At 60.9% G+C, this 12678-nt stretch carries 12 protein-coding genes; 4 read left to right on the top strand and 8 right to left on the bottom strand.

Annotated elements, in window-relative coordinates:
* The first annotated feature begins 94 nt into the window (after nucleotides 1-94).
* The 3 genes from AB8B33_RS18145 (at nucleotide 95) to AB8B33_RS18135 (ending at nucleotide 3297) form a co-directional block, all read left to right on the top strand.
* Complete coding sequence (locus tag AB8B33_RS18145) at nucleotides 95-394, top strand: hypothetical protein (RefSeq protein ID WP_113322702.1); 300 nt, start codon at nucleotides 95-97, stop codon at nucleotides 392-394.
* A 126-nt stretch (nucleotides 395-520) separates the two neighbouring features.
* On the top strand, nucleotides 521-2260 hold the full coding sequence (locus tag AB8B33_RS18140; RefSeq protein WP_439016417.1) for a hypothetical protein: 1740 nt from the start codon (nucleotides 521-523) through the stop codon (nucleotides 2258-2260).
* Between the two features lie 254 nt (nucleotides 2261-2514).
* Nucleotides 2515-3297: a DUF481 domain-containing protein gene (locus AB8B33_RS18135; RefSeq protein ID WP_439016416.1), complete on the top strand. Its 783-nt coding sequence runs from the start codon at nucleotides 2515-2517 to the stop codon at nucleotides 3295-3297.
* Nucleotides 3298-3342: 45 nt separating this feature from the next.
* On the opposite strand, the gene AB8B33_RS18130 is transcribed toward AB8B33_RS18135, so the two are convergent.
* Nucleotides 3343-4359: an HAD family hydrolase gene (locus tag AB8B33_RS18130; protein ID WP_113322697.1), complete on the bottom strand. Its 1017-nt coding sequence runs from the start codon at nucleotides 4357-4359 to the stop codon at nucleotides 3343-3345.
* Complete coding sequence (locus tag AB8B33_RS18125; RefSeq protein WP_439016415.1) at nucleotides 4334-5338, bottom strand: formylglycine-generating enzyme family protein; 1005 nt, start codon at nucleotides 5336-5338, stop codon at nucleotides 4334-4336. The genes AB8B33_RS18130 and AB8B33_RS18125 overlap by 26 nt, the downstream gene beginning before the upstream one ends.
* A 231-nt stretch (nucleotides 5339-5569) precedes the next feature.
* Between AB8B33_RS18125 and AB8B33_RS18120 the strand changes: the two genes are divergently transcribed.
* The gene (locus AB8B33_RS18120) at nucleotides 5570-6325 is read left to right on the top strand and encodes a transporter (RefSeq protein ID WP_439017271.1); all 756 of its coding nucleotides are present in this window, start codon (nucleotides 5570-5572) and stop codon (nucleotides 6323-6325) included.
* On the opposite strand, the gene AB8B33_RS18115 is transcribed toward AB8B33_RS18120, so the two are convergent.
* From AB8B33_RS18115 to AB8B33_RS18090, 6 genes are read right to left on the bottom strand one after another with little or no spacing between them, the layout of a single operon-like run.
* Nucleotides 6247-7638, bottom strand: a complete 1392-nt coding sequence (locus AB8B33_RS18115) for a hypothetical protein (RefSeq protein WP_439016414.1) — start codon at nucleotides 7636-7638, stop codon at nucleotides 6247-6249. The genes AB8B33_RS18120 and AB8B33_RS18115 overlap by 79 nt on opposite strands.
* A complete protein-coding gene (locus AB8B33_RS18110; protein ID WP_439016413.1) occupies nucleotides 7635-9191 on the bottom strand; it encodes a VWA domain-containing protein in 1557 nt (518 codons plus the stop codon). Before AB8B33_RS18110 ends, AB8B33_RS18115 begins: the two co-directional genes overlap by 4 nt.
* Nucleotides 9188-10177, bottom strand: a complete 990-nt coding sequence (locus AB8B33_RS18105) for a vWA domain-containing protein (RefSeq protein WP_439016412.1) — start codon at nucleotides 10175-10177, stop codon at nucleotides 9188-9190. The genes AB8B33_RS18110 and AB8B33_RS18105 overlap by 4 nt, the downstream gene beginning before the upstream one ends.
* Entirely contained in the window at nucleotides 10164-10676 is a 513-nt protein-coding gene (locus tag AB8B33_RS18100) for a DUF4381 domain-containing protein (protein ID WP_439016411.1), read from the bottom strand. Before AB8B33_RS18100 ends, AB8B33_RS18105 begins: the two co-directional genes overlap by 14 nt.
* Nucleotides 10676-11635, bottom strand: a complete 960-nt coding sequence (locus AB8B33_RS18095; RefSeq protein ID WP_439016410.1) for a DUF58 domain-containing protein — start codon at nucleotides 11633-11635, stop codon at nucleotides 10676-10678. Before AB8B33_RS18095 ends, AB8B33_RS18100 begins: the two co-directional genes overlap by 1 nt.
* The gene (locus tag AB8B33_RS18090) at nucleotides 11632-12609 is read right to left on the bottom strand and encodes an AAA family ATPase (protein WP_439016409.1); all 978 of its coding nucleotides are present in this window, start codon (nucleotides 12607-12609) and stop codon (nucleotides 11632-11634) included. Before AB8B33_RS18090 ends, AB8B33_RS18095 begins: the two co-directional genes overlap by 4 nt.
* Nucleotides 12610-12678 lie beyond the last annotated feature (69 nt).

Below are 12678 nucleotides of genomic sequence, written 5' to 3'. Positions count from 1 at the left end.
GGAAGCGTAAACGGTGGCGAATTTACGGTAACGTACTTCCATCTTCCGCCCGCCACTTCATAGTTGGCGGGATGAGCAGGAGGCCGAAATTCCAATGCGTGGGAAAGGAGGCATTAATCGCAACAGTACCGAAACCGCACAGCGCGGGCTGTGGCGGCTCATGCTGAAATTGCCTGCCATGCGCGGCAGACTGCAGCTTCTCGCATCGAAATCCCATTCGCTCGACGATCTCTTCGAGGCTTATGAAGAAGCAAGCCTCGCTCTGGGGCGGCTGATGCGGCAGCCTGGAGACGAGCATTATCCGATGGTGACAGAATACGAAACCATCTGTGCCGAAATCGAATCCGACATCATCCAATATGTCCTGGAACACCGCCCGAGCGTGCCGGATTGAGGAGCTGACTCGCGTTAAAATCTATCGTCTACTGGTTTTGTTAGCATTTTCGGTTGCAACCTTCTGCTGTCTCGGCGATAAACATCTCTGTTATACTTTAGCCTAATCAGCGCGTACGGGGCGATCATGGGTGCTGAAGTACACGATACCAGGGCATGCGAAGTATCGTTGCCGGAGGCCAGGGCGGAACTCGAACGAATTCTGTCCGATCCCAGATTCCACGCCACGGAACGGCAACGGGCCATTCTCAGGTATCTTGCGGAAAGGCGTTTCGCCGGCTGCGAGGAGGGGGTTAAGGCCTATTCCATCGCACTAGACGTTCTCGGCCGAGCGAGCAATTTCGATGCATCCAACGATCCGATCGTGCGCATCGAGGTGAGCCGGCTGCGTTCGTCGGTCGAGAACTATTACGAAGCCTTCGGTGCCGAGCGTGATGTGACAATCCACATCCCCAAGGGAACGTATGTGACGCTTTTCCCCCGTTCGCATGTGCCTTACGAACAAGACGAGGAAAAGCTGGCGTTGGAAAGCGATTTGCCCGAGACGCCGGATGATGTTCCGGTTTCTCAAGTTGCGGAGAGCTCTGTTGCCGCTTCACCCTCAGGTCGGCCTCTGGCGATATATGCCAGCGGGGCGCTGCTGCTGTGCGTCGCGATTGTCGCCGGCGCTGTCGCCTATGCATCGAAGCCGTCCCTGACGGTCCGTCCGTCCGTTGCTCTTTCCATGGATGCAGTCGACAGCAGGCTGCAGGGCGAGGCTAGCCAGACGCGCGATATGCTGCTGACGGCGCTGACACAATTCCAGACGCTGACAGTGGCGAAGGCAGGTTATGCCGGTAAGCGAAACCAGAAGGTCTCGGGGCGGGCCTATGAAATAGACATGAAATATTACGGCGACGGGGATATCAGGAGCGTCTGGTGGCAGATCGTTGACAGCCAGTCCGGCGACCTCCTGAAATCGGGGCTCGAAAAGATCGCCATCGATGGCAGGAGCCCGGCAGCGACCCGACAGGAGATCGTCGATGTTCTTGCTCGCCGCTTTGCAGCGACGCGGGGTGCGATCAACAATATCGAAACCCATGCCAGCAGTACGGAGTCGATCGGTAATGCCTGTGTCCTGCGTGCAGAATATCAGCTCGATGACGGCAGCTCGGACAATATGGCCGCGGTGCGCTCCTGTCTCGAACGGACGCTTGCCGCCGATCCGAGCAATTCCGATGCCAAGGCGCTGCTCGCACGTGTCCTCATCGCGCCGGAGGCCGCGGCCGGGGATGCCGCGGTGCGCGCCCGTGCTCTCGATTTGGCAAACCGCGCGGTTTCGCTCGCCCCAATGTCGGACCGCGCCTATGTGGCGCTGATGATGACGCAATTCGCCGACGGGCGCATCGATGCGGCGCTGCAGGCCGGGAACCGGGCGATCTCGCTCAATCCGAGCAATCCGGATGCGGCGGCGAAACTTGCTTCCGTACTGTTTTCGGCCGGTTACTTCGACGCCGGTGTCGCCATGGCGCAGGATGCGGGGCGGGCCGTCGATATCGTGCCGCGTGATGCCATGCTCGTGCTTGCCCTGGATGCTTATCGCCGCGGTGATTGGTCGGAGGCCTCATTGCTTGCCGAACAGGTGAACTGCACCGATTTCGTCGTGCGGGCCTTACGGGTGGCCGCACTCGGTCAGCTCGGTTCCGACCAGGCGAAGGAGCGGCTTGCCGATGTGCGGGGCAGGGATCCGGATTTCGAGCGCACCTTGCGTTGGAAGCTCGAGGCAAGGCGCTTCCAGCCATTGCTTTCGGCAGAGATCGTAGCAGGACTGACAAAGGCGGGGGCCGTATTCGCGCTCAACGACGTCACCGGAGCCGTGAACCGGTAAATGGGATTAGCTGCTCGCTCCCGTTCTCTGCAACGCTCTCCTGCAACCCGGTCGGCCGCTGCGACGAGAATATTCGAAGCGTTTTTCCTTTCGGCTTACGAGGCAGAAGTGGCGCAATATCCCGAAAACGACAGTCCCGTCTACGGCGGCATTTACGGCGCGGTTTACCGTAACGTACTTCCGCCTGGAGGCGGAGATGTATCCTATCGTTACAGGGGCAAGTTTGAATTCGCGGGTCAGCAGAGGGATATTGGATGCGAACCACCATGCTATTGCTTTCCGCGGCCATTCTGGCCGCTCCCGTAGTCGTGAAGGCTGCGGATATTGCTCCCGTTCTCGCTCCGCAGCCGCGGCCGGATGATCCCGACAAATGGACCTTTTCGATCTCGCCCTATTTCTGGGCCGCCGGGATCACGGGCGACACCGGCGTTTTCGGCCTTCCGGAAGTTCATGTCGACGAGAGTTTCGGCGACATTCTCTCGGATATCGATTTCGGCTTCATGGCAGCGGGCGATGCCCGTTATGACCGTTTCAGCATCGTGACCGATATTATCTATGCCCGCATAACGACGGACTCGGCCACGCCGCGCGGCATATTCGCCGACAAGGTCGACCTGAAAACGGAAACCTTCACGGCGATGATCGGTGCGGGTTACTCGGTGATAGACGAGCCCCAGGGCCGCCTCGATGTGATCGGCGGCGTGAAGATCTGGTATACCGAAACGACAATCTCCTTTTCCGGCGGCCCGCTGGGCGGCGTGTCAGGCACTGACGATGCCACCTGGGTCGATGCCATGGCCGGCGTAAGGGGGATGTATTCGATAACGCCTTCGGTCTATTTTACCGGGTGGGGTCTGATCGGCGCCGGCGGTGCCGATCTCGACTGGGATGTCATGGCGGCTATCGGCTACAAATGGAATGACACCATTTCCGCCGTTGCCGGCTATCGTGCTCTCGGCGTGAACTATAGTGACGATACCCTGACCAACGATATCGTCGAGCATGGCCCGATCCTGGGCGTCGTCTTTCATTTCTGAGATTGCGCGAGGGCGCTCGCGGCAATCACCCGACCGAGCGCTTTTTCACTGATCGAAAGCGAAGATCTTTTTCCAGTCGTTCTTCATGTCGACCACCAGCCAGTTGCGGCGCTCGGCCTCGTTGAGTGCCTTATCCAGCTTCCCGAAGGCTGAATCCCTATCATAGGCGTATTCCCGCGCGGCGTCGGTATGGTGGACCAGCATGGCGAAGCCCGGACCTTTGCCCGCCGTCGTCCAGCGCATCATCTCGTAGTCGCCATCCGAATTGCCGGCGACGAAGATCGGCCTGAGGCCAATGAACTTGTTGATGCCCACCGGCTTGCCTGGACCATCGTCGACAAAGTCGATCTTCGGCAGGCGTCTGAGGACCGGAACGTCGCCGACCAGATCATATTCGGTGGCAATCGTACTGCCGACGACCTGTTCGGGCGGGATGCCGTAGATCTTTTCCGTCACCGGACGCATGAATTCCACGCCGCCGCCCGAGACGATATAGGTGCGAAAGCTGTTGGCGCGCAGATAGTCCAGCAGTTCGCGCATCGGCAGGTAGGTCATCTCGGTATAGAGCTTGCCGGTCTTCGGATGTTTCGATGCCGCAAACCAGTCGGTGACGATCGTGTTGAATTCGTCCGTGGTCGTGTTGGCATGCGTCACCATCACGAGGTCCACCATGCCCTTTTCACCACCTCTTGCGACGCCTTTCAGGTCGCCGCCGAGAACGCTCTTGAAGGGCTCTCTGGTCTTCCATTCGGGATGCTGTGGCGCGAGCGTCTTGACCCGGTCGAGCACAAAGCCGAGCTGCGCGTAGTAGGGCTGCTCGGACCAAAGCGTGCCGTCATTGTCGAAGACGGCGATGCGGTTCAAAGGCGCGACATAACGCTCACCACCCTCCGTGACGGTTGCCTTGACGAAATCCATGATGCGGCTCTTGGCGGACGTGTCATTCCACGAAGGCAGCGGCTCCTGCGCGAGGACCGGGTTCCACGCTGCCGCGATCAGAAGGATGAGAGCGACGACGAGGGAGGCAAGGCTTGCGTCAATGGTTTGAGTGGATCGTCTCATGGACGTCCTCCGGTGGCGCTGAAACGCGTTTGATGCAGCGGAAGCCGAGATGGCTCGTCGATGTATCCTCCGGCTCGGCATGGCGGGCGGCCGGGCGATAGCGACGGCAGTAATTCGGTGCACAAAGATGCGAGCCGCCCTTCAGCACACGGCGCGGAATGCGGATGCTGGGTTGGCGGGGATCGTAACTCGCCTCCACGCCGCCGCCGCGCGGATTGCTTGGAATGCAGCAGGCTTTTGCAGCGGGTTCCGTGTGGCGATCGGACCAGTAGTCGGTGGTCCATTCCCAGACATTGCCGATCATGTCGTAGAGGCCGTAGCCGTTCGGCGGAAAGCTGCGAACGGGCGAAGTCCGCCCATGGCCTTTCGGTTTCGTGGATGTCACGGGGAAGGTTCCCTGCCAGGTGTTGGCCATGGGGGTGCCGCCGGGCATCAGCTCGTTGCCCCAGGCGAATTCGGTATCGTCCAGGCCGCCGCGAGCTGCAAGCTCCCATTCCGCTTCGCTCGGCAGGTCAAGGCCTGCCCAGTCCGCATAGGCCTTGGCATCGCACCAGGCGACATGAACGACGGGGTGGTCGAGCTTGCCGCGCAGGTCGCTCAGGCCACCGAGCGGCCTGCGCCAGTTCGCACCGAACTTGAAGGTCCACCACTGGGTGATATCAGACCCACTGACCGTCTTCGGCTGGAAAAAGACAAGCGATCCGGCGCGCAGCATCTCTGGCCTGGCGCCGGGGTAGTCCCTTGCCTCGGGCGTCTTTTCGGCGAAGGTGATATAGCCGGTCGCCTTGACGAACTCCGTGAACCTGCGGTTCGTGACCGGGATTTCGTCGATCCAGAAGCCATTGACCTTCACGGGATGTGCGGGCGCTTCCTCCGGGTAGTGGTCGTTCGAACCCATCGTGAAGGTCCGGCCGGGAATCCAGACCATGCCTTCGGGTGTCGCTCCCGAAGCCTGCCCATCGTCGAATGCCAACGCCATCGTCACCTCCGGAGTCTGAGCTTGAAGTTTCGCGCTTAAGCGGGGGAGACGGAAGTACGTTACCGTAAACGCGCTCGCGCGCGAGGTAATGGCTGGCGTAAATTTACGGTAACGTACTTGTTTGCGAGGGTGAGCCTGTGTCTTCTCGTGCCGCATGGGTATCGGAGGGATATTATGAGCCGGATCAGGTTGGCGTCTTGCCTGCTGGCGCTTTTGCACGGGCTGTTCGGCATGATCGGCTCGGCTGCGGCGCAGGAGTCCGACAGCGATCTTGCCAAGAAGCTCACCAATCCGGTCGCTTCGCTGATCAGCGTCCCCTTCCAGTTCAACTACGACCGGGGCTTCGGCCCGGAAGACGGCAATCGCGAGACGCTGAATATTCAGCCGGTCATTCCGTTTTCCATCAATGAGGATTGGAACGTCATTTCGCGCACCATTCTTCCAGTGATCTGGCAGGACGATATTGCCGGCTCCTCCGGCCATCAGTTCGGCATCGGCGATATCACGCAGAGCTTCTTCTTCTCTCCCAAGCAGCCTGGACCGGGTGGACTCATCTGGGGCGTCGGCCCGGTCTTTCTCATTCCGACGGCGACCGATGAATTGCTGGGAACCGGTAAATGGGGCGCGGGTCCGACCGCGGTGCTGTTGAAACAGGACGGTCCCTGGACTTATGGCATTCTCGCCAATCATATCTGGTCCTTCGCGGGACAGAGCGACAGGGCGGATGTGAGCTCGACCTTCCTGCAGCCGTTCCTTTCCTATACGACGAAGGATGCTTGGACCTTCACACTCAACACCGAGAGCACCTATGATTGGGAGGCCAATCAGTTGTCCGTGCCGATCAATCTGCAGGCTTCGAAGCTTTTGAAGTTTGGCCAGCAGCCGGTCAGCCTTTCCGCCGGCGTCCGCTACTGGGCCGACGCGCCCGATAGTGGGGCGGAAGGCTGGGCCTTTCGCGTCGGCATGACATTCCTGTTTCCGAAATAGGGACGGGGGCCGCCGTAGGCAGGCGATCTTCCATCGGCCGTGACCGGGTTGATGGGCGGCAGCGCCGATCGTTTTTTCTCGTCGCTCACAGCACCATGCCGGACAAGGGCCTTGGCGATTGCGGTCCTGTCGATATCCGTACCCACTTGTGCCGCAAAAAGCCTGCGCTCCAGAAGTTCGATCTGCTGCTTGAGGTCGGCAGAGCCCTCTCTTGCCAGCCAATCGGCGATGGTTCGGTACCCGAGTTCCGAGGCCCAGGCCTGCAGGGCCGCATAGATTGCGGTTTCGCTGCCGGTCCTGATGGTCTGCGTTATTTGGCGAAGGTGATGGGAGCGGGAACCGTCTCTGAGATCCCGATGTTTCGAGCGCCATGCGGCGAAACTGGGTGCGAGCCAGCGGACAATGAGGACGGCAGCCGCCAATGCGACGGCGATTGCGGCAATGAGCCAGATGCTGCGCGGGCGCGACCAGGGGTTCTCTTCCTGTGAAAGCTGTGGAGCGATCGCCTCTTTGACCGCTGCAGCGCCGACCGTGACTTTCACATCGGGAAGTGTCGCGGTTTTCTGCGTTTTGCTGTCGACATCGAACCACGGGTAGGAAACCGCGGGTATGTCGAATGTTCCGGCGGTGGCGGTGGTATAGACAATGGTTTCGGTGTGTCTGCTGGCCGTTTCCCTGTTCATATCTATGCCGTCTTCTATCTTAGGCGGCTTCACATATTGCTGCAGCCCGGATGCGTTGCCGATGTCCACCGGCGGCATCATCATGGCCTGTGTGTCCAGAGCCGTGACGGTGATGGTCCGCGAAAGCGCATCGCCTGCCTTCAGCCTGGACGGATCACGATCGAAGGATTGTTCGATCGTCAAACCATGCGCCGCAAATACCGGCTGGTCCGGGAGGGAGTCGCCACCGACCGTGAAAGAAATACCCGGGATGGTGACGGTTGCCTTTGTCGGCTTTCCTTCCACGGCATAGCCAAGCTCGATCGGGATATCCGGCACGGTAAAGAGGCCGGATACTTCCGGCACGATCGCATAACTGCGGCGGATGCCGGAATATTGCACGCCGTCGATGGTCTGCGTCAGGTTGAAGCTGCGCTCCTCCGGCAGGGTGACCATTGCGTTCGGAACATCGAATAGGGGAAACTGCGGCGGCGAGGTGAAGAAGTCGGGTACGAAGACATCGACCGTCAGGCGCATCTGCTGCCCCGGCACGATCTCGCCGCTGCCTTCGATCGCCGCCCGCGCAAACGGTTCGGCGGCGAGCGCACTCCCCGATATCACCAGCCAAAACAACAGGCCAAAGCGCATCATTGCTTTTGCTCCTGCGCTTCCATTGCGAACTTGCGCGCCATCAGGTCGGCCGGGCTCGTCTGAATGTTCTTCATCCACATCTCCGAGGTCTGTTCGGCGATGCTGATCTGCCCTTCCTTGCCTTTTTTTCCCTTGTCGTCGAACTGGACGCTGTCGGGCTTCTCGTTCGGCTCCTGCGGCTGCTCTTCTTCCTTCTCCTGTTGGGCCTTTAGTAGCCTTTCTGCGATGACGAGATCGGCCTCAGCGTCCGGCCAGTCCTTCTGTTTTTCGATCGCCTTCTGGTAAGCCGCGACGGCCTCTTCGAATTTGCCGAGATGCAGGAGTGTATTTCCCTGATTGTACCAGCTCTCGGCCGTATCGATGGCTGCGAAGGCGTCGAGCGCATCCTGAAAATGGCCAGCCCGGTAAAGCGCGACGCCTTTCCACATGGGATCCCTGAAATGGCCGGCAGCCCTCTCGAAATCGTCCTGTTCGAAAGCCAGTCGCCCCTGCTGGTTCGGCGTCAGCCACAGATCCATGAAGTCAGCCGCCTCCGCCGGAGACGGCGTCAGTAATCGGATAGCGAGGAACAGAGCGCCGACCCTGACCACCCAGCCGCGCCGGAAGGAGAAGGCGAGCAACAAGGCGACCGGACCAACCAACCACCAGCCGGCATCCCGCCAGCGATTGCCTTCGGAAGCCTGCGCATCGGAAAAATTCGTGCTGATGCGCTGGCTGATCCAGCGCACGTCCGTATCGTCATCCGTGATAGTAGCGACATCTGCCCCCGTCGCCGACTGTACCTGCTTCAGGGCCTCGATATCGAGTTTGGGCAGGAGGCGCCCGCCGCCCGCACCTGTCAGAAAGCTGCCGTCGGCCGTCTTGACCGGACCGCCCTCGGCAGTTCCTATGCCGAGAATGACGACGCTATTGGCATTTGCGGCCTTCAGTGCATCCAGTGCCGCCGGTTCGATACCATCGGTCAGAAACAGGATCGTGCCAGCCGTGCCCTCGGTCTTGAAAAGGTTGTTCGACAGCGAAAGCGCAGCTGACGTGTCCTTGCCGGGCTTGGGCATGATCCGCGTCGCCAAGGCATCCGAGTAGCTCTCGATCAAGGAGGCATCTTCTGTCAGCGGTACTACGAGGTGGGCGCTGCCGGCATAGGCGACGACTGCGGTTTTCGCCCCGGGTCGCGCGGCAAGGATATCGTGGATCTTGAGCTTTGCACGTTCGATGCGGCTGGGGCTGATATCGATCGCGTCCATGGTCGGCGAAAGATCGACGGCGATGACAAGAGGCGCTGTATCCTCGACAAAGGGCGGGGCCTCGCGCTGCCACGTCGGACCTGCTGCGGCGATCGTGCCCAAGGCCATCAGACCGGCGAGCAGCCAAGACGGATTGATCCGGCCACGACCGATGGGCTCGACGATCAGCTTGTCGAGCAGATGCGGCGCGATCATGCTCTTCCAACGGTCGCGAATATCGTCTGAGCGCGCTGCCAGCCAGAGGATGAGGGGTGGAACGAACAGGGCCAGCAACCACCACGGCCGCAGGAAATGCAGATCCGTAATCACGCCGCGGCCCTCCTGCGGATCAGGCCGTAAGAGCCTGCAAAGAGGTGATAGAGGGCGAGAATGACGATCGCGGCGCCAAGCGGCCAATGAAACAGTTCGATACGCGGGCGCCAGGACAGTACCTTCTGTTCATCCGGCGTGATCTGGTCGAGAACGTCATATATCGCCTCGAGCTGGTTCTGGTCGCCGCCGAAGAAATAACGCCCGCCGGTATCTGCGGCGATCTTCTGCAATGTGCCCGTATCCAGCTTGTCCTCGCCTGTCGCGGCGGGATCACCGATGCCGATCGCATGGATGATGATGTTATTCCTGCCGGCGATCTCTGCCGCCTTCAGCGGCGGCATCTTGCTTGCCGTATCATTGCCGTCGGTCAGCAGAATCAGGACTTTTTCCGGGACTGTGGTCTTTTCGAACATTCTGAGCGCGAGGCCGATCGAATCCCCAAGCGATGTGCGCGGGCCGGCAATGCCGGGCAGCAATCCGTTGATCATCATCCGTACGAGATCATGGTCCATGGTGAAGGGCGCAAGCGGGTAGGGCGCATCGCCGAAAGCGATCAGGCCTAGCCGGTCGTTCGGTCGTTTCGTGACGAAATCGGCGACCACGGTTCGTACGGCGTCGACGCGCGCTCCCAGACTGCCGTCGGGTACCGGGAAATCACGTGTCTCCATCGATTGCGAGAGGTCGAGCGCCAAGAGGATATCGCGCTGCGGCTCTACCTTTTCGAGCGGTGGCTCGACGAATTGTGGCCGGGCGAGCGCCAGCACGACAAGGCACCAGGCGAGGCCCTCGACGATCGTCTGGTGCCATGCTCGCTTCGGCACGACGGAACCCTCTGTCGGCTGAACGCCGGCGGCGCGTGTTACCTGATCGAAAAACGGCAGACGGATCGATGCCGATGTCTCCCGGTGCGGTGGCAGCAACCACCAGATCAGCAGGGGAAGTGGAAGCAGCAGAAGCAGCCATGGATGCTCAAGCTGATACATGGTGCCTCCTGATCCACCGTCTCGAATTGAGTATGAGCTCATTGGCGCTATCAGGGGGAAGAGCGGCGATGGCTGCACTGTCGCGATATTCGAGATCATCGAGCAGGCGGGCCAGCGCCTTGTACGCTCCGCGGCTGTCCATGCGCTGCAGCCACGCCTGACCGGTGAGGGCTGCGACATCACTCCTTGGCCATGCCGCGAGTGCCGTGCGCTTCAAGAGTTCCGACAGTTCGTGGACACCCTTTTCCCGGCTCGCCGGACTGCGAATGTCGACTTCGATGCCATCAAGCAATCGCAGAGCTTCCTGCCGGTAGGCATTGCGGCGATATCGCCTGAGCCAGACAAGGAGGGCCGCCAGCACTGCAATGCCGAGCAAGACAGCAAGTGCAGCCCAGCCCCAGGTCTGAGGCAGCCAGGAGACAGGCGGCGGAACCGCAATGTCGTGTAAAGAGCGGAGTGCCGTTTCGGTCATCGGATCGAGCTGGATTTTCGGCTCCATCAGCGCCTCCGCTGCCGCCAGGCGGATTGCTCGAGCAGGCGGCGAAGCTGCGGCGCCGTCTCCTCGGCAGTGGAGACGGGCAGCATGGGCAGGCCAAGTTCGCGTTGCCATGCCCGCAATTCGCGGCCGCGATTGCGGGCGAAGGTGTCGATGGATTTGCGCACGCCGGCCTGGCTGAGCGACAGTTCCGCCTGCAACCCTCCGCCGCTGACGACGATATCGGCGGATTTGGGAAGCTCCAGGAGAAAGGGATCGTAGATCAGCAGACAGATCACGTCGTTGCGAGCCGAGAGTGCCAGCAGCAGATCGCGCGTCGTCACGCCGTGCCCGCCGAAATCGCTGATGATGACGATGAGATGATCGTGATGGGCGATACCCGCTACGCGCTGCAGCACTTCATCCAGCGAGGCCGGAGAGGGCACGCCCGCAAAGCCGGCGTTCAGCGCCTTGTTCTTGGCGGCAATCTTGTCGGCAAGCGCGATGACGGCATTGCGGCTGCGATGTGGCTTCACCTCCTCTATATCGCCATCGCCAAAGATGAAGCCGCCCACCCGGTCGCTCGATCCAAGAATGCGCCAGGCGCAGAGCATGGCGGCCTCGGCGGCGGTGACGGATTTCATGACGCGGCGGCTGCCGAAGAACATGTTGATCCGCTGATCGACCACCAGGATGGCCGGCCGCTCCTTCTCCTCACCATAGATGCGGACGACCGGCCTGCTCGTACGCGCCGTCACCCGCCAATCGATGGAACGGATATCGTCGCCCGGCAGGTAATCGCGCAATTCCTCGAAGATCAGGCCGCGGCCGCGGCCGCGCAGCGCCGATTGCATGCGCCCCGCGAGCTGCTGGTGGCTTCTCGCTTTCTGGACGAAGGTCAGGTTGCGGGCGCGGCCCTCGAGAGCGACGAGCTGTTCCGTCGTGACGTAGACGCCATCGCTGCTCAGGGCCGCGCCACTCATGAGACCGCAACCAGCACAGTGATGCGGTCGATCACCTGATCGGCGGTGGTATTGGCGGCGTGTGCCTCGTAGGACAGGATAAGGCGATGGCGAAAGACATCGTTGACGATGGCCTTCACATCGTCGGGGGTCACGTAATCGCGGCCTTTCAGCCATGCGTAGGCGCGTGAAACCTTGTCGAGGCCGATGACGCCGCGCGGGCTGACGCCGACCTGCAGGAGTTTTGCCAGGTCCTTGTCGTATCGGTCGGGATAGCGCGTGGCTAGGACGAGGGCGACCATGTATTTCTCGACCGGTTCGGAGACCGTCACCGCGCCGATTTCCTTGCGGGCATCGAAGACCGCCTGCGGGTTCAGGCGCTCCGTGGCCGGCGCGGAACCTTTAGTGTGGGCAGCGTTCTCCTCGTCTCGGTTGAGCCGCATGATCGCGGCTTCGGATGCCCCGTCAGGATAGGTGACCTCGACATGCATGAGGAAGCGATCGAGCTGCGCCTCGGGCAGGGGATAGGTGCCTTCCTGCTCGATCGGGTTCTGTGTCGCCATGACCATGAAGAGATCAGGCAACGGATAGCTCTTACCGCCGACGGTAACCTGCCGCTCTTCCATCGCCTCCAGCAGGGCCGATTGTACCTTGGCCGGTGCGCGGTTGATCTCGTCGGCAAGGATGAGATTGGCGAAGATCGGCCCCTCTTGAAACTTGAACTCACCCTTGCCGCCTTCGGAGAAATAGATCTCCGATCCGGTGATATCGGCAGGCAGCAGGTCCGGCGTGAACTGGACACGGGAAAGCTCTGAATCGAGGTTCTTCGCCAGGCTCTTGATCGCTCTCGTCTTGGCAAGGCCTGGCAGGCCCTCGACCAGCAGATGGCCATTGGCGAGCAGGCCGAGCAGCAGCCGTTCGACCATCGTCTCCTGTCCGATGATCGATTGGCCGATACGCTTGCCGAGATCGAGGATGTCGTCACGTGCTGTCATATGCGCTCCGCGTGAGTTCGAATTGCAGGCGCGATAGAATTTGCCACGCCTGCGGTCTTTCGCCAGGCG

It is taken from the genome of Rhizobium sp. 768_B6_N1_8 (assembly GCF_051811225.1).
Classification (GTDB): domain Bacteria; phylum Pseudomonadota; class Alphaproteobacteria; order Rhizobiales; family Rhizobiaceae; genus Rhizobium.
Note: the sequence above shows the minus strand (reverse complement) of the source record. Positions and strands in the feature narration are given on the sequence as shown.